The sequence below is a fragment of the Halomonas halodenitrificans DSM 735 genome (assembly GCF_000620045.1).
In the GTDB taxonomy this organism is placed as follows: domain Bacteria; phylum Pseudomonadota; class Gammaproteobacteria; order Pseudomonadales; family Halomonadaceae; genus Halomonas; species Halomonas halodenitrificans.
This window is the reverse complement of record NZ_KK211059.1, coordinates 102,915-126,586: the sequence shown is the minus strand read 5'-3', so window position 1 is coordinate 126,586 and position 23,672 is coordinate 102,915. Positions and strand designations below refer to the sequence as shown.

Below are 23,672 nucleotides of genomic sequence, written 5' to 3'. Positions count from 1 at the left end.
CAGGCAGCGGCGACGGCCGCTTTCAAACATGTGTTTGAAACTAGCCTCCACAGGATCGAGAGTCAAGCGTTCGTTTAAAAATGGGCGGCACAGGCCCCACCGCGCCATGCAAAACACCCCGAAGGCTGGATTGGGTGTCCAACCTGCGGGGTGCAGTTCAACGGCCATGAAGATGTTGTGGATCGCTTATAGCGTCCGGCGAAGCCGGATCACTGCATGCGAATACCGCCGTCCAGGCGAACCACTTCACCGTTAAGCATGGTGTTGGTAATGATCTGCTCGGCCATCCGGGCAAACTCATCGGGACGACCCAGGCGCTTGGGGAAAGGCACGGCGGCGGCCAGGGCCTGGGCGGCCTCATCGGGGATCTCGCTCATCATGGGGGTCTCGAAGACGCCGGGCGCGATGGCCATCACCCGCACGCCGTGGCGCGACAACTCCCGGGCCGCCGGTAAACTCATGCCGACCACCCCGGCCTTGGAGGCGCTGTAGGCACACTGCCCCACCTGACCGTCGAAGGCGGCGATGGAGGCGGTGTTGATGATGACGCCTCGTTCACCGTCCTCCCCCGGCGCGTTCTTCGACATGGCGGCGGCAGCCAGGCGCATCACGTTGAAGGTGCCCACCAGATTGATCTGGATGGCCCGGTTATAGGCGTCCAGATCGGCAGGATTGCCCTCGCGGTCGACCAGCTTGCCGACGCTGACGATGCCGGCACAGTGCACCACCCCGGCGAGGCCACCCTGGCCGCCGAGTTCGACGGCGGCATCCACCGCGGCCTGGATATCGTCACCCGAGGTGATATCGCCCTTCACCGCCCTGGCCGCTTCGCCCAGACGCTCGGCGTGGGCATTGACGGCATCGCTCAGGTCGCAGAGCACGACGCGCCCGCCCGCTGCCACCAGGCGCTCGGCGGTGGCCGCACCCAGCCCGGAGGCGGCGCCGGTGATCAGAAAGGTGCTGTCCTTGATGTGCATAGTCACTCCTCGAATTACTCGTCTGAGGTCTTGTCCACGGCGTCATTACGCAGCTTGAAGCGTTGAATCTTGCCACTCGGGGTCTTGGGAAGCTCGTCGACGAACTCGATCACCCGCGGAAAGGAGTGGGTCGAGAGACGCTCGCGTACCTGCTGGCGGATCTCGTCGGCCAGTTCGTCACTCGGCTCGAAGCCATCGCGCAACACCACATAGGATTTGATGATCTCGCCGCGAATCTCGTCGGGCTGTCCCACGGCGGCCGACTCGGCCACGGAGGGGTGAGTCATGACGCTATTCTCGACGTCGGTGGGACCGACCCGATAGCCGGCGGTGGTGATGATGTCGTCATCGCGACCGGCGAACTGGAAGGTGCCGTCCGCGTTGCGAATCACGACGTCACCGGTGAGATAGTACCCCTCGGCGAAGGGATGCTTCTCCTGCCAAGTGTAGCCGGGGAAGAAGAACGCCGGAGAGTTGGCGATGTCCACCGCCAGCACCCCGGGTTCGCCCGGCGGCAGCTCGTTGTACTCGGCGTCGAGAATCGCCAGCCGGTAACCCGGCAGGGGCATCCCCATGCCGCCGGCGTGCTTGGGATGTTCGAGGGCCTGATGGTTGTTGCAGGTCATGCCGGTTTCCGTCTGACCATAGTGGTCGGTCACCGAACACCCCAGGGAGCGCTCCACCCAGCTCACCACTTCGGTGTTGAGCGGTTCACCGGCGGAGCTGGCCGCACGCAGTTCCAGGGTCTCATGGGCGTCGTCGAACAGGCCGGAGGCCTTCATTAGGCGATAGGCGGTGGGGGCGGCGGCAAAGTTGGTCAGGCGGTGCCGGCGCATGAACGCAAGCGCCCCCTCCGCCGTGAAGCCTGCCTCGCAGAAGTGGGTGGTGGCGCCCAGCAGCAGCGGCCCGGTAATGGCGTAATAGAGCCCGTAGGCCCAGCCCGGATCGGCCATGTTCCAGAAGCGATCGCTGTCGTCCAGGCCCACGGCCAGCTCCATGTAGAGGGCAAAGGCCGGCATGGCGGCAAGCGGTACCGCCACGCCCTTGGGCTTGCCCACGGTGCCCGAGGTAAACATCTGCAGGAAGGGCGCCTCGCGCTCCAGGCGCGGTGGCTGGGTCTCGATCGGTGCATGCGCCAACGCCTGGTGCCAGTCGACATCATCGGGGTGGTCATCGCTGGGGCCACCGATGGCGAGCACCGGCGGGCACTGACTCACCCCGTCGAACTTGAAGCGGTTGGCATGGTCGGTGATCACAAGCCGGGTGCCGGCGCGACCCAGGCGATAGTCGATGGAGTCGGGGCCGAAGGCGGTAAACAGCGGCTGGTAGACGGCACCGATGCGCCAGGTGGCCAGGACCACCACCAGCAGCTGTGGAGTGCGCGGCAGCATGCAGGCGATGCGGTCACCCACGCCCAGGCCACGCGCCGCAAACCAGCCGGCGAGCCTGGCGCTCTCGGCCTCGAGCTCGGCATAGGTCATCTTGTTGACGTTGCCCTGGGTATCCTCGTGGACCAGGGCCAGCACCTCTCCGCGTCCGGCCCGAAGGTGGTGGCCACAGCAGGATTCGAAGGCATTGAACTTGCCATCTCGATGGTCGTCGAGCCGTGCGGTGACGTCATCGATGGAAAAATGCTCCAGGTAATCGCGATACTCGACTCGGCGGGCTGGCGTGCTCATGGCTGTTCTCCTCGGAGGATTTTGTGATTGTCATGATTTACAGTTAACGTAAGCGTAAACCTAACAAGCGCTAGGTCCAACCTAGCGAGTCGAACCGCACAGAACAAGGGCAGGAATGGAGAGAAGGACCTAGACCATAGTCGAGACGGCGCCAAACAGGCGCCGAATTCAACGAGTTGAAGCCGAGCGCGTGATCATGACAACCAGCTCATCGGCCAGTTCGTCGGGGGTGCGGGTACCATCCGGGTCATACCAGCGTACCGTCCAGTTGAGGGCCCCCATCACGAAACGCGAGACGAGGAAACGATCGCCGTGAACGAGCCCGGCGGCCAGGGCGTCATCGATCACTTCCTCCCACAGCGACTCGTAGGCATCGCGTAAATGACCGAGATGGGCACGCGCCTCGGAATCGAGCCGCCGCCACTCGTAAAGGGCCACCACATGGGCGTTACGATCGGTCAGCAGGGTCTCGAGATGAGCACGCGCCATGGCATGCAACCGCGACGATGCACTACTGTCACAGCGTGAGAGGGCCTCTTTCGCGATGACCAGGGCATTCTCGGTGCCCTCTTCGATCACCGCCGCCAGAATCTCCTGCTTGTCGCGGAAGTGATGGAAGAGGCTGCCGGACTTGATGCCCATCTCCTGGGCCAGCATGCGCACCGTGGTGCGATCGAAGCCCTCCTGGACGAACAGCTGGGCCGCCAGGCGCGTCAACTCCTTGCGGCGGGGGGACGCATTCATTACATTCATCGGCATTTACACTAGCGCTTGCTTGGTTGACCCTGAGAGAACCATAGCCCCGTCGATGGGTCAACGCGGCAGGGGGAACCCACAAGCACAACGTCTACCACAGCGCGGCGACACGAGAGCCGTCTACCCTCGGGAGAACTACCATGAGCCAGCCCAACGATATCGTTTTTCTTTCCGCCACCCGCACCCCCATGGGCGGCATGCTGGGCAGCCTCGCCAGCCTCACCGCCCCCGAGCTCGGTGCCGTGGCCATCCGCGCCGCCATCGAGCGTGCCGGCATCGATGCCAACAGCATCGATGAGGGCATCCTGGGCTGCGTGCTGCCCGGCGGCGTCAAGCAAGGCCCCGCGCGCCAGGCCATGCGCCAGGCAGGCATTGACGATGCCATCGGTGCCACCACGATCAACAAGCTGTGTGGCTCGGGCATGAAGGCCACCATGCTGGCCCACGACCTGATCCGCGCCGGCAGCGCCGAGGTCATGCTCGCAGGCGGCATGGAATCCATGTCCAATGCCCCCCACGTGCTGCCCAAGGCTCGCACCGGCTACCGCCTGGGCCATGGTGAAATCAAGGATCACATGTTCCTCGATGGCCTCGAGGATGCCGAGACCGGCAAGCTGATGGGCGTCTTCGCCCAGGACATCGCGTCCCAGCGTGACTACGGCCGCGAACGCCTGGATGACTTCGCCATTGCCTCGCTGGAGCGCGCCATGGAGGCCACCAACGCCGGCCACCTGGACGCAGAAATGGCGCCGGTGACCATCACCAGCCGCAAGGGCGAGAGCGTGGTCAGCCATGATGAGCAGCCCTTCCAGGCCAAGCTCGACAAGATCCGCTCGCTGCGACCCGCTTTCGCCAAGGAAGGCACCATCACCGCGGCCAACTCAAGCTCCATCTCCGACGGGGCGTCCGCGCTGATCCTGGCAAGCTCCGCCGCCGCCGAAGGCCTCGGTGCCAAGCCGCTGGCACGCATGCTGGGCCACAGCACCCACTCCATGCACCCCAGCGAATTTACCATTGCTCCGGTGGGCGCCATCGACAAGCTGTTGAAGAAGCTCGACTGGAGCGTGGATGACGTCGACCTGTTCGAGATCAACGAGGCGTTCGCCGTGGTGACGCTGCTGGCCATGGACGGGCTCGACATTCCCCATGACAAGGTCAACGTCTTCGGCGGTGCCTGCGCCCAGGGCCACCCCATCGGCTCTACCGGTTCGCGCATCATCGCGACCCTGATCCATGCCCTGCGCACCCGGGGTGGCAAGCGTGGCATCGCCAGCCTGTGCATCGGTGGCGGCGAGGCCACGGCGGTAGCCGTCGAGCTGGTCGATTAAGGGCGGCTGGGGGCCTGGATGGCCACCACCACACGCCCACGAATCCTGCCGGCCAACAACTCGTTGGCCGTCTCGATGGTTTCCTCCAGGGCGATGGTGCGGGTAATGGCATCGAGTTTCTCGGGAACCAGCAGCTCACCGAGTCGCCGCCAGGCCGCCACACGATCCGCATAGGGGCGCATCACGCTATCGATCCCCGCCAGGGTCACGCCCCGCAGGATGAAGGGCGCCACACTCGCCGGCAGGTCCATGCCCTGTGCCAGCCCGCAGGCCGTAACGGTACCGCCATAGCGGGTCCCGGCCAGGGCGTTGGCCAGGGTGTGACTGCCTACCGAATCCACGACCCCCGCCCAGCGCTCCTTGGCCAGCGGACGCCCCGGTTCGGAAAGCTCTGCCCGGTCGATGACTCGCTCGGCTCCGAGCCCCTCGAGGTAATCCGCCTCCTCGAGGCGGCCGGTGGAGGCCACCACGCGATAGCCAAGCCGTGCGAGCAGTGCGATAGCGTAGCTGCCCACCCCGCCGTTGGCACCGGTGACCAGCACTTCCCCCTGATCCGGAGTGACACCCTGTTGTTCCAGCGCCATCACCGAGAGCATGGCGGTGTATCCGGCGGTACCGATGGCCATGGCCTGAGCCGGCGTAAACGCCGACGGCAGCGGAATCAGCCAGCGACTGTCCAGGCGCGCCTTCTCGGCAAGCCCGCCCCAGTGGGCCTCACCAACGCCCCAGCCATTGAGTAGCACGGCATCCCCGGGGGCATAGGCATCGCTCGTAGAGCTCTCCACCGTGCCGACCAGATCGATCCCCGGCACCATCGGAAACGTCCGGACCACGGGCCCCTTGCCGGTAATGGCCAGGGCATCCTTGTAGTTGAGCGTGCTGTAGTCGACCCTGACGGTGACATCTCCCTCGGGCAGCCGTGACTCATCAAGGGTCTCGAGCCCAACCTGCTGCTGACCGTCCTGCTTGTCGATCAAAATTGCCTTGAACATCATGCACCTCTCGTCGCTGACGCCTTTTAGACCGATCGTCTATAAAAAGGCCTGAAAATGATTACCTCCACCTAGCGAGGCAAACCCTGCATGTAGGTCGTGATGAAGGTGTCCAGGGGGCGCGGCCCGCGCTCCAGCCTGGCACGCATCACGGCCCCTTCCCAGCCGATCCAGAAGGCCTCGGAGAGCCGGTCGCAATCGGCACTCTTGGCCAGCTCGCCAATCGCCCGGGCCTCGTGTAGACAGTGCGCTAGTCGCCTCTGCCAGTCGGCAAGCGTCGCCTGCAGCCACTCACGGTATCCCTGGGGCAGGCTGCCGGCCTCCTGTCCCAGGTTGCCCACCAGGCATCCGCGCCGAAAATCGTGGCGCGCCATGCCCGCCGCGGCGTCCTCGACAAAGGCCTCGAGGCGCGCCAGCGGCGGCCGCGAATCATCGCCCAGATGACGATCTAGCTTGGCGGCGAAATAGGCGCCGTATTGCTCCATCACGGCGCGTCCGAAGGCTTCCTTGCTGTCGAAGTAGTAATAGAAGGACCCCTTGGGCACGCCGACTCGCTTGAGGATGCCGTCGATACCCGACACGGTGAAACCGTGCTCGGTCAGGACCTCGAGCCCACTGCGGAGCAGTGCGGCGCGAGTATCGGGATCGTCTCGCGCCACCTTCGGGGGCCGGCCACGGCGACGCGGCTTGTCGGTGCTGTCGTGTGTCATGCTGCCAATATAGACCGATCGTCTATTTATTCCAACCCCACCCTGACGAAAAGACGTCATGGCCGGATCCAGATACCGGTGCGGCTCTATACCATAATGCCGCTCACTCCGGTCTTGCGTCGGACCCGCTTCCCGGTGAAGATCGAGGAATGTCTGCCTCCCTCCTGCGGCGCTACCCGCTGCCTGTCATCGTGCTGGCCCAGCTGTTCGGCACATCGCTATGGTTCTCCGTCAACGGCGTGGGGGCCTCCCTGTCGCACTCTCTGGGCCTCTCCGAGGCCGACCTGGGCCACCTGACCCTGGCCGTGCAAGCCGGCTTTATCGGCGGCACCCTGTTGATCGCCACCACCGGTCTGGCCGATCGCTTTCACGCCAGCCGCATCTTCGCCGTTTCCAGTCTTGCCGGCGCCCTCACCAATGCCGGCTTCGTGCTGGTGGCCGATCATATGGCCCTGGCGCTCACCCTGCGCCTGCTGACGGGGCTATGCCTCGCCGGCATCTACCCGCTGGGCATGAAGCTGGTGATCGGCTGGACGCCGAAACACACCGGTGCGGCCCTGGCCTGGCTGGTGGGCATGCTGACCCTGGGCACCGCCCTGCCCCATCTACTGCGAGGCTCCACCGCCGGCCTGCCCTGGGAATGGCCGCTACTGGGGGCGACATTCCTGGCACTGGGCGGCGGCGGCCTGATCCTGCTCCTCGGCGACGGCCCACACCTGCCCGCCTCGAGCGGCAAGGCACGATTGACCGAGGGACTGGCGGCGCTTCGCGAGGCACGCTTTCGCGCCGTGGCCGGGGGCTATTTCGGCCACTGCTGGGAGCTCTATGCCCTATGGACGCTGACCCCCTTCCTGGTCGCCCGGGAGGTGGAACGCCTCGGCGCCTCCCCCGCCTGGGTTCCCTGGCTGTCGTTCGGCATCATCGCCCTGGGGCTTGGCGGCTGCGTGGGCGGCGGGCAGCTGAGCCGTCGGCTCGGCAGCCTGTGGGTGGCACGCTGGGCGCTGGTCGCCTCCGGGCTGATCTGCCTGATCTACCCGCTGGCAACCTGGCTGCCACCCTGGTGGCTGCTGGCACTCCTGGCCCTGTGGGGGCTCAGCGTGATCGCCGACTCGCCGCAATTCTCCGCCCTGGCCGCGGCCAGCGCCCCAAACGAACGGGTCGGCTCGACCCTGGCGGTCATGAACGCCGTGGGCTTCGCGCTCACCATACCCGCCATCTCATTGACCACCACCCTATGGGCGCAGCAAGGGGTCTGGGTCGTGTGGTGGCTGCTGCCGGGACCATTGCTGGGCCTGTGGGCGATGCGGCGCCTGCCCGTACGAAAGGCCCCGTCCGCCATGGAAACCGAAGGGCGCGCAGGCCGTTCAACATAGCGCCGCGCGCCGCTGGGAGCGGTTGTCCATGCGGGCCAGACGCGCCTGAAAAGCCGCAAGGATATCCGCCTGCCCCTCGTCTCAGCGGTGCTATCACATTGGCCGGAGGTTGACGCGGTTTTTTTGCTAAAGCAGCAGCGCCAGGGCCGCCAGGGTACAGAGGGAGAGCGAGGCCCCCTGCAGCAGGCGACGATCGCAGCGATGGGCAACATGATTGGCCAGCCAGGTACCGAACAGCACCGCCGGCGCGAAGCTCAAGGCCATGGCCAGGTGCCAGACAGAGACCCGTCCCACCAGCGCCAGCGTGAACAGGGTCAGCAGCGACGTCACCACGAAGAAGGCCGAGAGGGTTCCGCGCAGACGGTCCGGAGGGAGGCCGTGCAGCAGCAGCACCATGGGCGGCCCCCCGATGGCCGCTACGGTGCCGAAGATACCGGAGAAGACACCGGCCCCGAACAGGGTGCCGCGGTTGACCGGCAGCCGTAGCTGAAACAGGGTCACGGCAACGGCAAACAGCACGCTGCCGGCAATCAGCTTTTCCAGGATGGCCATCGGGGCTGCCAGCAGCAGCCAGGCCCCCAGCGCATTGCCGGGCAGACGCCCCACCAGGGCGGCACCGATCTCGCTCAGCCGCACCTCATGGCGATAGTGGCGCAGGGTCAGCAGCGAAACGGTAAAGCCGAACAGCACCAATACCACCGGCACCAGACGCGGCTCCAGCATCAACAACAATGGCGCCCCTACCACCGCCAGACCGAAACCCGTGGCACGCTGTACGAAGGCCCCGAGGGCCAGCACCAGGGCACAACCCAGCCAGGTTGCGGCACTCATCTCGAATCCGCCGGGCCACCCCCACTCAGCCATGTTCCAGCCGCCCCTCTTCCCCTTCTTCCGGCATGCCCGCCAGCACGCGAATCCCCAGGTTCGCCAGCAGCGTGGCGCCGAGCATGGTGCCCACCATGGGCCAGGCGCTGTCGATCTCGAAGGCACCGACCAGCACCCCGGACAGCGCTCCGCAGGAGAACTGGATACTCCCCTGCAGGGCCGCCGCCGTGGCACTCATGTGCGGGAAGCGGTCGAGCAGCGAGGTAATGGCATTGGGTGCCACCAGGCCGATGGTACCGGCAAACAGCATGATCAACGGCACCATGGTGGCGAGCGACTCCAGCCCCGTGGCCACCACCAGCGCGAGCGCGATTCCCGCACCCAGCTGGATGCCCAGGCCAAACCGCAGGTTCTGCAACGGCGTATAGCGTCTCAGCAGGCGAATATTGAGCCGGTTGGAGGCCACCATGGTCAGGACGTTGACGCCGAACACCAGCGGATAGAACGATGGCGTCAGGCCGAAGTGCTCGAGATAGAGAAACGGCGAGGCGGTGACGAAGGCAAACAGGCCGGCAAACGTCATGGATGCCGCGGTGATAAAGCCCATGGCACGCCGGTCGCGCAGCACGCTGGCATAGTTGCCCAGCATCTGGCGCGGCGAGGTGGTGCTCTCGGCAGGGGCTCGCGTCTCGGGCAGCCGGGTGCCAAGCAGCCACATCAAGAACCCCGCATAGACGGCGAGGAAGACGAAAATCAGCCACCAGTCGGCCAGATAGAGCAACCCGCTGCCCACTACCGGCGCTACCAGCGGCGCCATCAGCATGATGATCGCCATGGTCGACATCACCTTGGCCGCCTCGCGACCGTGGAAGCAGTCGCGCACGATGGCCGCCGAGTTGACCACGGTGGCCCCGCCGCCCAGGGCCTGGACGAAGCGCCACGCCAGCAGCTCAGGCAGTGAGCCCACACTGGTAATCACCAGACTGGCGAGCAGGAACACCACCAGTCCACCGAGCAGCACCGGCTTGCGACCCACCCGGTCGGAGACGGGGCCGAAGATCAGCTGCCCCAGGGCAAAGCCCGCCAGGAAGGCGGAAAGCGAAAGCTCGGTGTGGTGAATGCTGGCACCCACGTCTTCCGCCAGGGCGGCCATCGCTGGTAGATAGGCATCGATGGCGAAGGGCGCAAGTGCGGTATTGGCCGCCACCAGCAGTGCCAGGCGTTGAGGGTTGAGCGTCAAGGCGATTCCTCGCGGATTGCATGAAAACTTTAAATAGCCTGCAAATGATAACCGATTATTCATGCCCTTGCCGGGCGCTGTTCGCTCCCCGGCTGGCTTGCTAGAGTGGGAATCCGATTCACGGAGGAGCCCCTCATGGCCGATAACCTGCTAGCACAACTCAAGGACATGACCACGGTGGTGGCCGATACTGGCGATATCGACGCCATTCGCCGCTTCCAGCCCAGCGATGCCACCACCAACCCCTCGCTGATCCTGCAGGCAGCACAGCAGGAGGCCCGCCGCCAGCGTCTGGCCGAGATCGCCCGGGCGGCCACCGATCTCGACGATGCCCTGGACGCCGTGGCGGTGGAGATCGGCAGCGAGATCAGCGAACTGGTACCGGGCTATGTCTCCACCGAGGTGAGTGCACGCCTGTCCTTCGACACCGACGCCACCCTGGCCCGGGCTCACTCGCTGATCGAGCGCTACGCCCGCCACGGCGTGGGCCCCGAACGCATCCTGATCAAGGTTGCCGCCACCTGGGAAGGTATCCGCGCCGCCCGCCAGCTCGAGCGCGAGGGCATCCATACCAACCTTACCCTGCTGTTCAGCTTTACCCAGGCCCAGGCCTGCGCCGATGCCGGCGTCACGCTGATATCGCCCTTCGTGGGGCGCATCCTGGACTGGCACAAGGCACAGCAGCCGGAGGCCGACTTCAGCGGCGACAATGACCCTGGCGTACGCTCGGTAAAGCACATCTTCGACCACTACAAGGGCCACGGCTACCAGACCATCGTGATGGGCGCCAGCTTCCGCAACAGCGGCGAGATCCTCGCCCTGGCCGGCTGTGACCGCCTGACCATCTCCCCGGCCCTGCTCGCGGAGCTCGCCGAGAGCCAGGGCTCCCTGGAGAGACGGCTGACGCCTCAGGGTGCCGAAACACGCCCCCCGGAGCCGCTGGACGAAGCGGAATTCCGCTGGGCCTTCAACGAGGACGCCATGGCCACCGAAAAGCTGGCCGAGGGAATTCGCAAGTTCATGGGTGACCAGCGCAAGCTGGAAGGCCTGCTGAGCGAGCTAAGAAAGGGCTAGCCTGCAGGCGCCCCTCCTCAACCCACCACTAGGGGCGGGAGGGGTCTTCCTGTGCCTCGAGCATCTCGACGAGGGGCTGAAACTCCTCGCGGTTATGCTCGTTCATGCGCATCAGGATGCGATGCGCCTCGAGGATCCGGCGCCGGGTCTCCTCGACATCGGTGGGAATCTCAGGCAGGTCACAGAGCTCGCAGACCTCGGTGATGGGCGACTCCACCATGGTGAAGAAACGCGAGAACCCCATCACGTCGAGCATGCGCCGAACGTCGGGGCTGTCGACCACGATGGTGGGCCACTCGGCCAGCCGGCCCTGCACCGCCATGGCCACCTTGGCCAGAAAGCCAAGCGCCGTGGAGTCCACATTACTGGCATCGCGCAGATCGATGATCAACGTTTCGAGACCGGGCGTCTGCGCCAGCTGCTGGGCCTGACGGTCCAGGGTAGCGCAGAGAGTGAGCCGTACGTCGCCGCACAGCTTGAGGACGAATACGCCGGCATCGAATGCCGCCTTGATACGCCCTTCATGAATCAGCATGGCCAAATCCGCTCAACATCAAGATCGTCAGGTCGTCGGGCAAGGCTTCATCACCCAACGCAAGGTCAAGGGCCATATTGGCCCGCAGGTCGGCAAGCGTCGTGCTCGCCTGAATCTGCTGCTCGAGTTCCCTGAGCCGCGAGTCGAGCGTATCGCCCGGCAGACACTCCAGTACTCCATCGGAACACAACCACAGATGGAAGTCTTCCGGCAACGAACACCCCAGCGTGGGATACTCGGCACCCGGAAATAGCCCCACCGGCATGCCCTCGCCGGCCAGTGGGGTCACCTTGCCCCCTGCCACCAACAAGGGCATGGGCAGCTGAGCGCCCAGCGAATAGTGCAGATAGCGCTGCTCGAGGTCAATGATACCCACGAACAGAGTGGCGTGCTTGCCAATGCCGGTATCCAGCAACTCCCGATTGAGATCCGCCAGCCAGCGCGCCGGCAAGGTCTCGGGTTGCCGACCGTCCCACTCGGTCTGCCACCGATTGGCCAGGTACTTGAGCAGCACCGTAACGAAGGCCGAGGACGCGCCATGCCCCGAGACATCCGCAAAATAGAACAGAACATGACGCTCGTCGAGCAGATGGAAATCGAGGAAGTCGCCTGACAGATAGAGATAGGGTGCAAACCAGTAATCGCAGGTCACTCCCCCCAGGGTCTGAGGCCTGGACGGCAGCAGCCTGCGCTGGATCTGGCCACCGGCCTGCTGATCGAGACGCAGCATGGCCAGATGCGTTTCCAGGGTTTCGTTGAGTTCCTCCAGGCGCAGCCTGTCGCGGCGCCGGTCATCCTCGAGGGCACGCAGGCGAATCGCCTTGCGAATCATGCGGCGCAGCAGCTGACCGTGTCGACGCGGCTCCACGATATAGTTGACCAGCCCCGCATCCACCGCCGAGAGCAGATCGGGGGCATCGCGGCTATCGCTGACCACCAGAGTCGGCAGATTCTCGCAGAGTGCCGGCCAGTCGGCCGCCGGTACGGCCCGCACGTGCGCCACCGCCAGCGCCACTTCCGGCGGCAACGCACCGCTGTCGGTGACCGCCACTACCGACAGGCCATCGCGCGCGATGGTCTCTGCCAGGGCATCACGCGCCGGGCCCGGCTCATCGATGACGCCGATCAGCTGCTTGGGACGTTCCATGGTCAGGCCTCAGTCGGCAAAAGCGTCGTCGAAATCGCCATCGTCGAAGTCGAAATCATCACTGGCGAAGGGGTCATCTCCCAGCTCACCATCGCTGACCTCGAAGCGTCGCTGCTGCAACCAGGCGTCACGCACGAAGCTGTAGCGATCCCCCTGGATCAGTGCCTCCTGGTCCAGCAGCCCCGCTCGCTTGTCGACGAAACGCAGCGCCGTCAGCCCCAGACGCGTCTTGTCATCCTCGATGTAGGCCGTCGGGTAGGCGTACATGTCCGCGGGCAGCCCACCGGTATCACGGACGGTGCTCGGGCCGAACAGCGGCAATACCAGGTAACGCGACTCATCCCATCCCCAAACGCCGAGGGTCTGGCCGAAGTCTTCTTCCTGGCCGGTAACCTCCATGCGGCTGGCAACGTCCCACAGGCCGGCCACCCCCACCGTGGTGTTGATCAGGAAGCGAGCCGTGGCGACGCTGGCGTTGCGTGGCTTGCCCTGGAGCAGGCTGTTGAGAACGGTACGCGGCTCGCCCAGGTTGGAAAAGAAGTTCCCTACGCCGGTCTCCACCGGGTCGGGGGTAATAAAGCGATACCCCCTCGCTACCGGCTTCAGGGCATAACGATCCAGGACGTCATTGAAGGCAAACATCTTGCGGTTGAACCCCTCCCAGGGGTCGTCCGGGTGACGCTCCTGAGTCGCCCCACTGCTGGCGCACCCCGCCAGCAGCGCGGCCGCCGTCAGCGCCATCGCCCCACGCAGCACTCGCTTACCCTGCCCCTTGGCATTGCTCATCATCATCTCCCTGAAATTATTCGTGTCAGACGCGACGCACGATCACGCTTCCCGCGCTGTAGCCGGCACCGAAGGAACAGATCACGCCGCTATCGCCGGCGTCCAGATCATCACGATGCAGATGAAAGGCGATGATCGACCCCGCCGAGCTCGTGTTGGCATAGCGGTCGAGAATTATCGGTGCCTCGTGCTCGTCGGGATCACGCCCCAGCACGCGACGGGCGACCAGGTCGTTCATGTGACGGTTGGCCTGGTGTAACCACAGCCGCGTCACATCCTCGCTCTCCAGCCCCAGGTCATGCAGGTGGTCGCGAATCAGCGCCGCCACCATGGGGCACACCTCCTTGAAGACCCGCCGCCCCTCCTGCACGAACAGCTTGTCGACGGCCAGCGGATCCGCATCGGTCACCCGATTCAGGAAGCCGGCATTATTGCGAATCGCATTGGAGAAGCGCGTCACCAGGCGGGTGCCGAGGATCTCGAAGCGATCATCGCTGGTTGCCAGGTCATCGCGCTCCAGCACCAGGGCGGTGCAGGCATCACCGAAGATGAAGTGGCTGTCGCGATCACGAAAATTAAGATGCGCCGAACATATTTCAGGGTTGACCACCAGGGCTCGACTGGCGCTTCCGGCACGGATGGCGTTGGCCGCCGTCTCGATGGCAAAGGTGGCCGAGGAACAGGCCACGTTCATGTCAAAGGCATGGCCGCCGGACCCCAGCTCGGCCTGCAGCTCCACCGCCAACGCCGGATAAGGGCGCTCCAGGTTGGAGCAGCCGACGATGACCAGATCGATATCCTCGGCCGACACGCTCGCACGCTCCAGCGCCTCGCGGGCGGCAGTGACACCCATCTCGCACTGAATCGAGGGCTCATCATTGCTGCGCTCGCGCAGGCGTGGACGCATGCGTTCGGGGTCGAGGATGCCCTCGGCGTCCAGCACATGGCGACTGTGGATACCCGACGCCTTGACGATGAACTCACTGCTGGAATACACCAGGCGCTCTGCGTTGCCCGCCTCTTCACGACGCGCATTCTCGGCGTCTACCCAGGTATTGAACGACGCCACCAGGGCATCGTTATCGATGCTGTCCTGCGGAGTGAAGAGCCCCGTACCAGTAATCACCGCTTGCTTCATGACATTCTCCTTGTGACGGCATCGCCGCCGGGGTCGTCACGGCGACCCCTGGCTCCCGCGCGCTCAACCACGCCCGGTAATCTCGGCCCAGCGTTTCTCGAGCCGCTTGGCAGACACGGGAAAGGCGGTACCCAACTGCTGGGCGAAGAGCGAGACACGTAGCTCCTCGATCCACCAGCGAAACTCCTCGAGTTCGGCGGGCACCACGCCACCGCGACGCTCGCTGTCGAGTCGCGCCGCAAGCCGTGCCTCGAATTCCTGGACCTGCTGCATCTGCATCTGGTCACGATTGCGCTCCCTGGCGGCCTTCTCCAGACGCACCGAGGCCGCTTCCATATAGCGAGGATACGCCTCCAGCCATTCCCCTGCTTCACTGATGAAGCCGGGGTACACGAGACGGGCCATCTGCGCCTTGAGATCAGAGTAGACCAGTGCCAGGGCCAGGTTCAGGCTCCCTTTCAGCGCCTTGGTCACGGTCAGGTGCCCCTTCAGGGCGCCTTCCACCAGGGCCAGGCGTCGCTTCGCTTCAGGCAGCAGCGCCTCGCGGCACTGCGTCAACCGCACCGCGAACTCATCCCGGGAGCGCGGCAGCGGCTCCACCGCCAGGATGCCGGCGAACACCGCCCGCACCAGATCATCGGCGAGCTGGCGTCGGCTGCCCACCTTGGCGAACAGCAGCCCACAGGTTTCCACCCCCTTGAGCCGCTCGATCTCGCGAACGACCTGGGGCAGCTCCCGCATGGCCAGGGCCACGAGGCCATCGCGGTGGGCCAGGCGTGCCTTGTCGGGATGGTCGAACAACTCCACCCGAAAGGCCTTCTCCGTGGGCACCAGGGCCGGGAAGGCCTCGACGCGAATACCGGCCTGGGTGGTGGCCCGGGACTCCGGCAACCCTGCCTCGGGCAGGCCCTCGATGTCGTCGGCGGCGCTGGCCTGACGGGCCAGTGCCCGAGCCCCCTCGCCTGCGGCGGCCTCGAAGCGGCGCTCGAGCTCCCGAGCATCGCGGCCCTGGCCCAGGAGCTCCCCCCCATGATCCACCACCCGTAGATTCATCACCAGGTGCGGCTCGAGCTGATCCTGTCGCCAGTCATCGGGCTGCACCCGCACACCGGTCCTGCGCCGCAGGAATTCGCCCAGCGCCTCGGTGAGCGGCACGTTCTCGGGGACCATGGTGTCCAGGGCGGCATCGACCCAGTCGGGAATCGGCACGACCTGGCGACGAATCGACTTGGGAAGGGACTTCATCAGCGCGATACACTTCTCGCGCAGCAGCCCCGGCACCAGCCACTCGAGGCGTGCCAGCGGCAGCTGGGGCAGCATCGCCGCCGGCACGGTAAGGGTCACCCCATCGTCCACGGCCCCGGGCGCGAAATGGTAGTCGAGCGGGTAGCGCACCCCCTTGAGGGTGAGCGCATCCGGGTAGTCACTCGCGGTGACCTCGCTGGCCTCCCGCGCCAACAGGGCATGGCGGTCGAACTTGAGAATGGCGGGGTTGTCCCGCTCGGCCTGACTGCGCCAGGCCTCGAACCCCTTGCCGTTGTTGATCTCCGCGGGGATACGCTCGTCGTAGAAGGCAAACAGGCTCTCCTCGTCGATCAGGATGTCCCGCTTGCGGGCACGATCCTCGAGATCCTCGACCTCCTCGACCAGCGCCCTGTTGTGGGCGAAGAATTCCCCGCGAGTCCGAAACTCGCCTTCCACCAGGGCGCGGCGAATAAACAGCTCCCGGGCCTCGGCCGGTGCGATGGGTCCATAGTGCACCCGCCGACCACTCACGATGGGCAGGCCGAACAGTGTCACCTGCTCGCTGGCCACGACCTGGGCCCGCTTCATTTCCCAGTGAGGCTCGGCGTAGCTGCGCTTGACCAGGTGGCCGGCCGCCGGTTCGATCCAGCGGGGGTCGATCCTGGCCACGGTGCGGGCAAAGAGCCGCGTGGTCTCCACCAACTCGAAGGCCATCAGCCACTTGGGGGACTTCTTGGCCAGTCCCGAGCCGGGATGGATGACGAACTTGCGATTGCGCGCCCCCAGATAGTCGCGATTCTCGGTGAGAAGCCCCAGATGAGAGAGCAGCCCCGGCAACAGCGCGCGATGCAGCGCCAGGCTGTTGCGTCGCTGCGCCTCGCGGGCGGCTTCCGTGGGCTCGCCATCTTCGGAAACCGGGAGAGGCGCCGGCGGCGGCACTTCGATCTGCATGTCGCGCAGCAGCTGGCGAAGCTGGCGGAAGGTATCGTGCCACTCGCGCATGCGCAGATAGTTGATATAGCGCTCCTTGCACCAGCGCCGGAGGCGGTTTCCGGTGAGCTCCTCTCGGGCAGCCTCGAAGCCGTGCCAGAGATTGAGCAACGCCATGAAATCGGACTCGGGATCCTGCCAGCGCCGATGGGCCTGGTCGGCGGCCTGGCGCTTATCCGCCGGGCGATCACGGGGGTCCTGCACCGCCAGCCCCGACACCACGATCAGCACATCACGCAGCCCGCCCTGTTCGGCGCCGGCCAGCACCATGCGCGCCAGGCGCGGGTCGATGGGCAGCCGGGCCAGCTTGCGACCGATGGGGGTCAGACGCTGCGCCTGGTCGACCGCCCCCAGCTCGAACAGCAGCTTGAAGCCGTCGGTGATGAAGCGTGCATCGGGCGGATCGACGAAGGGAAATGCCTCGATGCTGCCCAGCTTGAGCGACAGCATCGAGAGGATCACCGAGGCCAGGTTGGTACGACGAATCTCGGGGTCGGTAAATTCGGGGCGGGCGAGGAAATCCTCCTCGTCATACAGGCGAATGCACACTCCTTCGGCGATACGCCCACAGCGCCCCTTGCGCTGATTGGCACTGGCCTGACTGACCGGCTCCACCGGCAGGCGCTGGATCTTGGAGCGGTAGCTGTAGCGGCTGATGCGCACCAGGCCGGGGTCGATCACGTAGCGGATGCCCGGCACGGTCAGCGAGGTCTCGGCGACGTTGGTGGAGAGCACGATACGCCGCCCCGCATGGGGGGCGAAGACACGGTTCTGCTCGGCATTGGAGAGCCGCGCATAGAGCGGCAGGATCTCGGTGCCACGCAACTCGGCACGCCGCAGGGTATCGGCGGTCTCGCGAATTTCCCGCTCACCGGGCAGAAAGACCAGCACATCCCGGGGGCCATGGCGCCAGCCCTTCTCGCGCTCGATCCGCTCGATCTCCTCCACGGCGTGGAGGATGCCCTCCTGGAGGGTGCGATCCTCCTCGTCATCGGCCTCGCGCGCCAACGGACGGTAATGCACCTCGACCGGATAGGTGCGCCCCGACACCTCGACCACCGGCGCTGGCGTCGGTTCTGCCCCTTCCTCGGGCAACGCGAAGTGTGCGGCGAAGCGCTCCACGTCGATGGTCGCCGAGGTGATGATCACCTTGAGGTCGGGGCGACGCGGTAGCAGGCGGCGCAGATAGCCGAGCAGGAAATCGATATTGAGGCTGCGCTCGTGGGCCTCGTCGATGATGATCGCCTCGTAGCGGCGCAGATCGGGGTCGTGACGCGTCTCGGCCAGCAGGATGCCGTCGGTCATCAGCTTGACCAGGGTGTCATCGCCGCTCTGGTCGGTGAAACGCACCTGATAGCCCACCTGCTCGCCCAGCGGTGTCTCGAGCTCCTCGGCCAGGCGGGTGGCCACCGAGCGGGCGGCCAGGCGCCGCGGCTGGGTATGGCCGATCAGCCCGCGTCGTCCCAGGCCCAGTTCCAGGCAGAGCTTGGGCAGCTGGGTGGTCTTGCCGGAGCCGGTCTCGCCGGCCACCACCACGACCTGATGGTCGCGCAGGGCCTCCAGAATATCCTCGCGACGCTCCACCACCGGCAGTTCAGGCGGGTAGTTCAGCGCCACCGGTCGTGCCGTACGCCGCTCCACCAGGCCACGGGAGCGTGCCATGACCGTCTCCACCTCGGCCAGACCACGATCGGCCGGCTTGCCCTCCTTCACGCGACGCGACAACCCCTTGAGGCGTTTCTCCAGGCCGGGGCGATCACGCAGCAGCACGCTCTCCAGCCCTCGGCGCAGCTGGCGCAGACGATCGGCATCGGACAGTTCTGGGGACATGGCGGCGGGGGTCTCGTCGGACACGGCAACTCCGGTCAGGGCTGACAACAACGCCCGCGACGGAGGCTCCGGCGCGGGCGATTGATTGTAACGCCGCGGCCATGGCCGCGGCCAATCATGGTCATGGAAACTTGGGGCTACTCGCGTAGCTGACGGCGCAACACCTTGCCCACATTGGACTTGGGAAGCTCGTCACGCACTTCGACGGTGCGGGGCACCTTGTAGCCGGCAAGCTCCTTCTTGCACCAGGCGCGCAGCGCTTCCGGGTCGATCTCGGCACTGCCGCGGGGCACCACGAACAGCTTGATCGTCTCGCCGCTGACGTCGTCGGGAATGCCCACCGCCGCCGCCTCCAGCACATCGGGATGCCGGGCTACCACGTCCTCGATCTCGTTGGGGTAGACGTTGAAGCCCGAGACCAGAATCATGTCCTTCTTGCGGTCGACGATGCGAATATAGCCATCATCCTGCAGCACTGCGATATCCCCGGTATGGAACCAGCCCTGCGCATCGATCGCCAGGGCGGTCTCGTCATCGCGGTTCCAGTAGCCCTTCATCACCTGGGGCCCCTGGACGCAGATCTCGCCCGGCTCCCCGAGGGGCAGGTCATTGCCATCGGCATCCACCACCTTGATCCGCGTGCCGGCCACGGGCCTGCCGACGCTACCCAGCTCGATGGCATCCACCGGGTTGAAACTGACGATCGGCGAGGTCTCGGTGAGCCCGTAGCCCTCGGCGATATCGCAGCCGGTCACCTCCTTCCAGCGCTCGGCCACCGACTTGGTCAGGGCCATGCCGCCGGAGATGGTCAGCTTCAACCGGGAGAAATCCAGGGAGCGAAAATCCTCACGGTTACAGAGGGCATTGAACAGGGTATTCAGGCCAATAAAACCGGTGAAGGGCACCTTGCGTAGCTCCTTGACGAAGCCCGGCAGATCCCGGGGGTTGGTGATCAGCACCGAATGGTTGCCGGTCTCGACCATGAACAGGCAGTTCACCGTGAAGGTGTAGATGTGATAGACCGGCAGCGGTGCTATCACGACCTCACTGCCGTGGTCGAGGCCGAGGCCGATGGCCTGGCCGGCCTGGATCATGTTGGCCACCAGGTTGCGGTGGGTCAGCATGGTGCCCTTGGCAAGCCCCGTGGTACCGCCGGTGTATTGCAGCGCGGCAACGTCGTCGAGGTCGCGCTCCACATCCTGATGCCGGCGGGCGCCCCCCTTCTTCAGGGCCTGACGCAGAGGCGTATGACCGGGTAGCCGATAGGCCGGCACCATCTTCTTGACGTGCTTGACCGCCAGGTTGATCAACGTTCGCTTGGGGAAACGGTGCAGGTCGGCAAGCTCGGTCACCACCACATGCTCGATCTCGGTTTTCTCGAGGATCTTCTCGAGCTTGTCCGCCATATTGGCGAGGATCACGATAGCCTTGGCTCCCGAATCCTTGAACTGGTGGGCCATCTCGCGCTCGGTGTACAGCGGGTTGGTATTCACCACCACCAGGCCGGCCCGCATGGCGCCGAACACCGCCACCGGGAACTGCAACACGTTGGGAAGCTGGATGGCGATGCGATCACCCGGCTGCAGATTCGTCTCATGCTGCAGCCACGCCGTGAAATCGCTGGAGAGGCGATCCAGGTCGGCGAAGCTCAGCGTCTGTCCCATGCAGCTGAAGGCCGGCTTGTCGGCATACTTGCCAACCGCGGCATGGAAGATATCGGTGATCGACCGGTAAGCCTCCATGCCGGTAAGCTCGGGACCTTCGAGGATGGGGGCGCTGGCATGTTCGTTCATGGCGTGTCTCCGCAATATCGCCGATGTGGCATCGACGCTTGTTGTTTTCCCGAAGCCAACCTTACTACCGTGCCCTCCATGCTGTAAAACAAGCGATTAAAACTGTCGTTTGCCTGTTTAGGCAGGAAGGCTCGAGGAGGCCTCGTCATGGCCGAAACGCGCCTCGATCTGGCCGTCTCGCCACACCAGAAGCTCACCGGGTGCCATGCGCTCCCAATCCTCGTTGTCGGTGAGGGGCTCGGTGGCAATCACCGAGACAATGTCGCGGCGAGTGGTGTGTTCGGCGAAGTTCACCGTCAGCTCGGCGTCCGACAGGCTGGCCTTGCCGAAGGGGGCACGGCGGGTGATATGCGCCAGCTTGGTGGAACAGTAGGCATAGAGGTAGTCACCATCGGCGAGCAGCAGATTGAACACCCCCAGCCCCCGAAGCCGCTCGCAAAGCGCGTGAAGCAGTTGCCACAACCCCTGGCGCTGCTCCGCACTCTCCGGGCGCTGCGGAAAGCCACGACGCAGCTCGCCGAGCAGCCAGCAGAAGGCATGCTCGCTGTCGGTATCCCCCACCGGACGATAGAACGTCAGGGGCAGGGACTGCCACCCCTCGAGCTGGCCATTATGGGCATAGCACCACGGCTGGCCCCACATCTCGCGGACGAAGGGATGGGTATTGGCCAGCCGCACCTGGCCGACATTGGCCTGTCGGATATGGCTGATCACGCTATGTGACTTGATTGGATAGTCACAGATAAGGCGCGCAATGGGGGAGCGTACCGACGGATGCGGGTCGCGGAAGTCGCGATAGCCGCCCTCCTCATAGAAGGCGATGCCCCAGCCGTCGCGATGCGGTCCGGTGCCACCCCCTCGATGCAGAAAGCCGGTAAAGCTGAAACAGATATCGGTCGGCACATTGGCACTCATGCCCAACAGCTCACACATTCGGGTCCTCCCGGTGAGCATGACGTCGCCGCTCGCGACGACCACGCCATACAAGAAACCACACGACCAGCAGCGCACCGGCGCCGGCCACGCCCCAGGCCAGCGGCCGGGCGGCCACCGCCAGCAGCCGGGGCCACCAGGCAGTGCGCCAACGCTCGACAACGGCCGCGACAAACTCGTTGAGGGCGGCCACGGAACGCTCCACGCTGCCATCGGGCGCCGCTTTCTCGCCACGACCGGCGGAGAGATCCTGATGGAAGCGCTCGGCGGAGAGTTCGCCTTCTGTCGCGGCCAGGTCGAGGCCGGTGGCGGAATCGGCAAACAGCATCAAGCGAGGCAGGCTCAGTTCTCGTGTCTCGTCATTCAGGTCTATCTCGGCCCCCATCAGCAGTGGACGGCTGACGCTTTCATCGAGCCGGGGCAAGGCGAACGCCCAGCGCTGCCCATCCAGCGGTTCGACAGCGAGACGCTCGCCGGCCAGCTCTGCCCAGGGGCGTGTGTTGTCATGGTCCAGCTCGGGATGGCGGGCCCTCAACACCACGCGCTGGCGATCCGGTTCATGACTGGCCACCAGGGGCGCCAGCAGATTGATCGCCTGAACCTGCTGGCGGACAAAGCCTTCGGCTTCGGCACCGATGACCAGGCGGGCGCTACCCGGCTGTGAAGGGGCTGGCAGTACCCCGCGAAAGCGCTTCCCGTCACGGGCAAGCGGCGTCGCTCCCAGCACCTCACCGTCGGCATCGACGAGATCGACACGCAGGGTCAGCCCCTCGAGCTCCTCGGTGTAGGGCACGCCATTACGCGCAAGCCACGCCTCTATCGGCAGCGGGAAACCCAGGAAGGCGGTGGCCGGCAGTTCGCCGGCACGCAGGGTCAGGGCGGAGGCGACCCCGATGCGGCTTTTCGGTTCGAGGGCGCCTTCGACACGCCATTCCCCGGGCATCGGCTCGGGCACTCGCAGCAGATCGAAACGCGGCTCCACCTGCCAGCGTCCGCCCGGGACGGGCGTGGTGGCGCGATACTCGTTGCCTTCCGGCCCCACCAGCACCAGCGGTTCGGCGTCGGGGTCATGAAAGAGCAACGCCGAGAAGGATTCGATGCCAGGCTCGATGTGAAAGCGCCCCGCTTCCAGGGGAATGCGGTCGGCGGGGAAGATCCGTTCGACGATATCCAGAAAGGCTCCGTGGAGACTCTCGGGAGATGCCACCAGGGCAGGCAGGCCGCCGGTGGTGCGGGCGAGTGATTCCACCAGCGTCATATCGGCCTGGTCGGAGAAGGCAATGCCATGCACGACCACTCCGTCATTGGCCAGGCTCGGCGCCAGCTCGTCGAGCAGTTCCCGGCGCGAGGCCGCATCCACTCGGGGCTTGGCCCCACGGGATGGCGGCAGATCGATCACCCCGTCGGTCAGCAACACCAGGTGACGCCAGCCATCGGCATCGGGCCGTGCGGCACGCCGCACCGCGGCCTCGATGTCGGTATAGGGTTGCCCCCCCTCAAGCGCCGGCCCCAGCGCCTCGACCCGCCGGCGCCAGTCGGCATTGACCTCGGCGGGCGGCAGCAGGTTGGTCACGGTCTCGCCGAAGGTCCAGACGCCGGCGGTGGTTCCCTCCGGCAGCAGCGATACCAGAAGCTCCAGGGCGCTGGCGCTGAGATGCTCCGGGTCATTGACGCGCATGCTGCCGGAGACATCGATGATCACTCGCACCTCGGGTGGCTCCGTCACCGCCTGCGCCAAGGCGGCAGGCACATGGACTACCCCCAGACAGACGAACGCCATCCAGATGCCGACACCCCGCGCCACCCTGCCCCGGATTCTGCTGGCCATCCCGGCCTCCTTATTCGATCATCCCGAGTCGATCACCCCTGGCCAAGCACCGGCTCCCGACGCACGGCACCGCGAGGCTCGTCGGTATCATCGTCATGGGCCTCCCGGGTGGCCGGCTGGTGGCGGCGCCTGCCGAGCCACCACAGCAGGAGCCCGAAGAGCACGCCAAGACCGGCCCCCAGCAGCGTCAGCGTCAGGGCCGGCGTCAGCGCTTCGGCGTTGCGTTCGAGGAAGGCCACCGTCGCCACGACCACCGCCGGCGCAAGACCGGTGTAGACATCGCCCTCATCGAGCAGCGGCAGCTGGAAGCGTGCCGGCATCCACATCACACCGGCCACCAGCCAGGTGATCGGCAGACGCAGCATTCGTGGCAGAAATGCCAGGCCCAGGTAGCCGGTGAGCAAGATCACCAGCGACAAGACGCCATAGCTCAGCCATAGTAGGCTCATTGATTCGGTAATAGGCATTGCCACCTCACTTTTCACTTATCCGA

Annotated in this window: 19 protein-coding genes; 3 read left to right on the top strand and 16 right to left on the bottom strand. The window is 65.5% G+C overall.

Going from position 1 to position 23,672, the window contains the following annotated elements; genetic code table 11:
* Positions 1-209 precede the first annotated feature (209 nt).
* The 3 genes from Q358_RS0115390 to Q358_RS0115380 form a co-directional block, all read right to left on the bottom strand.
* The gene (locus tag Q358_RS0115390; RefSeq protein ID WP_027962785.1) at positions 210-977 is read right to left on the bottom strand and encodes an SDR family NAD(P)-dependent oxidoreductase; all 768 of its coding nucleotides are present in this window, start codon (positions 975-977) and stop codon (positions 210-212) included.
* Positions 978-991: 14 nt separating this feature from the next.
* Positions 992-2,656, bottom strand: a complete 1,665-nt coding sequence (locus Q358_RS0115385) for an AMP-binding protein (protein WP_027962784.1) — start codon at positions 2,654-2,656, stop codon at positions 992-994.
* A gap of 168 nt (positions 2,657-2,824) precedes the next feature.
* Entirely contained in the window at positions 2,825-3,400 is a 576-nt protein-coding gene (locus Q358_RS0115380; RefSeq protein WP_043488580.1) for a TetR/AcrR family transcriptional regulator, read from the bottom strand.
* Between the two features lie 152 nt (positions 3,401-3,552).
* On the opposite strand from Q358_RS0115380, the gene Q358_RS0115375 reads away from it, so the two are divergent.
* Positions 3,553-4,740 carry an acetyl-CoA C-acyltransferase gene (locus Q358_RS0115375; RefSeq protein ID WP_027962782.1) on the top strand — a complete coding sequence of 396 codons (1,188 nt, stop codon included), beginning with the start codon at positions 3,553-3,555 and terminating at the stop codon, positions 4,738-4,740.
* On the opposite strand, the gene acuI is transcribed toward Q358_RS0115375, so the two are convergent.
* Complete coding sequence (gene acuI / locus Q358_RS0115370; protein ID WP_027962781.1) at positions 4,737-5,732, bottom strand: acrylyl-CoA reductase (NADPH); 996 nt, start codon at positions 5,730-5,732, stop codon at positions 4,737-4,739. The genes Q358_RS0115375 and acuI overlap by 4 nt on opposite strands.
* 71 nt (positions 5,733-5,803) lie before the next feature.
* Positions 5,804-6,442, bottom strand: coding sequence for an acrylate utilization transcriptional regulator AcuR (acuR, locus tag Q358_RS0115365; protein ID WP_027962780.1), 639 nt, complete (start codon positions 6,440-6,442; stop codon positions 5,804-5,806).
* 149 nt (positions 6,443-6,591) lie between these two features.
* Here acuR and Q358_RS17775 point away from each other — a divergent pair, with 149 nt between their 5' ends.
* Positions 6,592-7,815, top strand: coding sequence for an MFS transporter (locus Q358_RS17775; RefSeq protein WP_051530454.1), 1,224 nt, complete (start codon positions 6,592-6,594; stop codon positions 7,813-7,815).
* 126 nt (positions 7,816-7,941) lie between these two features.
* Here Q358_RS17775 and Q358_RS0115355 read toward each other — a convergent pair whose 3' ends face one another.
* On the bottom strand, positions 7,942-8,646 hold the full coding sequence (locus tag Q358_RS0115355) for a sulfite exporter TauE/SafE family protein (protein WP_027962779.1): 705 nt from the start codon (positions 8,644-8,646) through the stop codon (positions 7,942-7,944).
* A 25-nt stretch (positions 8,647-8,671) separates the two neighbouring features.
* On the bottom strand, positions 8,672-9,880 hold the full coding sequence (locus tag Q358_RS0115350) for a Bcr/CflA family multidrug efflux MFS transporter (RefSeq protein WP_027962778.1): 1,209 nt from the start codon (positions 9,878-9,880) through the stop codon (positions 8,672-8,674).
* A gap of 135 nt (positions 9,881-10,015) precedes the next feature.
* Here Q358_RS0115350 and tal point away from each other — a divergent pair, with 135 nt between their 5' ends.
* On the top strand, positions 10,016-10,954 hold the full coding sequence (gene tal / locus Q358_RS0115345; protein WP_027962777.1) for a transaldolase: 939 nt from the start codon (positions 10,016-10,018) through the stop codon (positions 10,952-10,954).
* A 28-nt stretch (positions 10,955-10,982) separates the two neighbouring features.
* On the opposite strand, the gene Q358_RS0115340 is transcribed toward tal, so the two are convergent.
* From Q358_RS0115340 to Q358_RS0115300, 9 genes are all read right to left on the bottom strand, one after another.
* Positions 10,983-11,489, bottom strand: coding sequence for an STAS domain-containing protein (locus tag Q358_RS0115340; RefSeq protein WP_027962776.1), 507 nt, complete (start codon positions 11,487-11,489; stop codon positions 10,983-10,985).
* Positions 11,476-12,636, bottom strand: a complete 1,161-nt coding sequence (locus Q358_RS0115335; protein ID WP_027962775.1) for a PP2C family protein-serine/threonine phosphatase — start codon at positions 12,634-12,636, stop codon at positions 11,476-11,478. The genes Q358_RS0115340 and Q358_RS0115335 overlap by 14 nt, the downstream gene beginning before the upstream one ends.
* Before the next feature lie 9 nt (positions 12,637-12,645).
* Positions 12,646-13,422 carry an MlaA family lipoprotein gene (locus Q358_RS0115330; protein WP_245598339.1) on the bottom strand — a complete coding sequence of 259 codons (777 nt, stop codon included), beginning with the start codon at positions 13,420-13,422 and terminating at the stop codon, positions 12,646-12,648.
* Positions 13,423-13,447: 25 nt separating this feature from the next.
* Entirely contained in the window at positions 13,448-14,560 is a 1,113-nt protein-coding gene (locus Q358_RS0115325; RefSeq protein WP_027962773.1) for a beta-ketoacyl-ACP synthase III, read from the bottom strand.
* Positions 14,561-14,623: 63 nt separating this feature from the next.
* Positions 14,624-18,625, bottom strand: a complete 4,002-nt coding sequence (hrpA, locus tag Q358_RS0115320) for an ATP-dependent RNA helicase HrpA (protein WP_043488599.1) — start codon at positions 18,623-18,625, stop codon at positions 14,624-14,626.
* Positions 18,626-18,762: 137 nt separating this feature from the next.
* Positions 18,763-20,418 carry an AMP-binding protein gene (locus Q358_RS0115315; RefSeq protein ID WP_027962771.1) on the bottom strand — a complete coding sequence of 552 codons (1,656 nt, stop codon included), beginning with the start codon at positions 20,416-20,418 and terminating at the stop codon, positions 18,763-18,765.
* 117 nt (positions 20,419-20,535) lie between these two features.
* Positions 20,536-21,351: a class II glutamine amidotransferase gene (locus Q358_RS17770; RefSeq protein WP_043488578.1), complete on the bottom strand. Its 816-nt coding sequence runs from the start codon at positions 21,349-21,351 to the stop codon at positions 20,536-20,538.
* Entirely contained in the window at positions 21,344-23,179 is a 1,836-nt protein-coding gene (locus tag Q358_RS0115305; protein ID WP_027962770.1) for a vWA domain-containing protein, read from the bottom strand. The genes Q358_RS17770 and Q358_RS0115305 overlap by 8 nt, the downstream gene beginning before the upstream one ends.
* Before the next feature lie 32 nt (positions 23,180-23,211).
* The gene (locus Q358_RS0115300) at positions 23,212-23,646 is read right to left on the bottom strand and encodes a hypothetical protein (RefSeq protein WP_027962769.1); all 435 of its coding nucleotides are present in this window, start codon (positions 23,644-23,646) and stop codon (positions 23,212-23,214) included.
* Positions 23,647-23,672 lie beyond the last annotated feature (26 nt).

Coding starts and splice junctions, on each gene's coding strand:
- Q358_RS0115300 (WP_027962769.1), bottom strand. CDS start 23,646: ATGCCTATTACCGAATCAATGAGCCTACTATGGCTGAGCTATGGCGTC.
- Q358_RS0115390 (WP_027962785.1), bottom strand. CDS start 977: ATGCACATCAAGGACAGCACCTTTCTGATCACCGGCGCCGCCTCCGGG.
- acuI (WP_027962781.1), bottom strand. CDS start 5,732: ATGTTCAAGGCAATTTTGATCGACAAGCAGGACGGTCAGCAGCAGGTT.
- hrpA (WP_043488599.1), bottom strand. CDS start 18,625: ATGTCCCCAGAACTGTCCGATGCCGATCGTCTGCGCCAGCTGCGCCGA.
- Q358_RS0115340 (WP_027962776.1), bottom strand. CDS start 11,489: ATGCTGATTCATGAAGGGCGTATCAAGGCGGCATTCGATGCCGGCGTA.
- Q358_RS0115355 (WP_027962779.1), bottom strand. CDS start 8,646: ATGAGTGCCGCAACCTGGCTGGGTTGTGCCCTGGTGCTGGCCCTCGGG.
- Q358_RS0115375 (WP_027962782.1), top strand. CDS start 3,553: ATGAGCCAGCCCAACGATATCGTTTTTCTTTCCGCCACCCGCACCCCC.
- Q358_RS0115305 (WP_027962770.1), bottom strand. CDS start 23,179: ATGGCCAGCAGAATCCGGGGCAGGGTGGCGCGGGGTGTCGGCATCTGG.
- Q358_RS0115330 (WP_245598339.1), bottom strand. CDS start 13,422: ATGAGCAATGCCAAGGGGCAGGGTAAGCGAGTGCTGCGTGGGGCGATG.
- acuR (WP_027962780.1), bottom strand. CDS start 6,442: ATGACACACGACAGCACCGACAAGCCGCGTCGCCGTGGCCGGCCCCCG.
- Q358_RS17775 (WP_051530454.1), top strand. CDS start 6,592: ATGTCTGCCTCCCTCCTGCGGCGCTACCCGCTGCCTGTCATCGTGCTG.
- tal (WP_027962777.1), top strand. CDS start 10,016: ATGGCCGATAACCTGCTAGCACAACTCAAGGACATGACCACGGTGGTG.
- Q358_RS0115325 (WP_027962773.1), bottom strand. CDS start 14,560: ATGAAGCAAGCGGTGATTACTGGTACGGGGCTCTTCACTCCGCAGGAC.
- Q358_RS0115335 (WP_027962775.1), bottom strand. CDS start 12,636: ATGGAACGTCCCAAGCAGCTGATCGGCGTCATCGATGAGCCGGGCCCG.
- Q358_RS17770 (WP_043488578.1), bottom strand. CDS start 21,351: ATGTGTGAGCTGTTGGGCATGAGTGCCAATGTGCCGACCGATATCTGT.
- Q358_RS0115315 (WP_027962771.1), bottom strand. CDS start 20,418: ATGAACGAACATGCCAGCGCCCCCATCCTCGAAGGTCCCGAGCTTACC.
- Q358_RS0115385 (WP_027962784.1), bottom strand. CDS start 2,656: ATGAGCACGCCAGCCCGCCGAGTCGAGTATCGCGATTACCTGGAGCAT.
- Q358_RS0115380 (WP_043488580.1), bottom strand. CDS start 3,400: ATGAATGCGTCCCCCCGCCGCAAGGAGTTGACGCGCCTGGCGGCCCAG.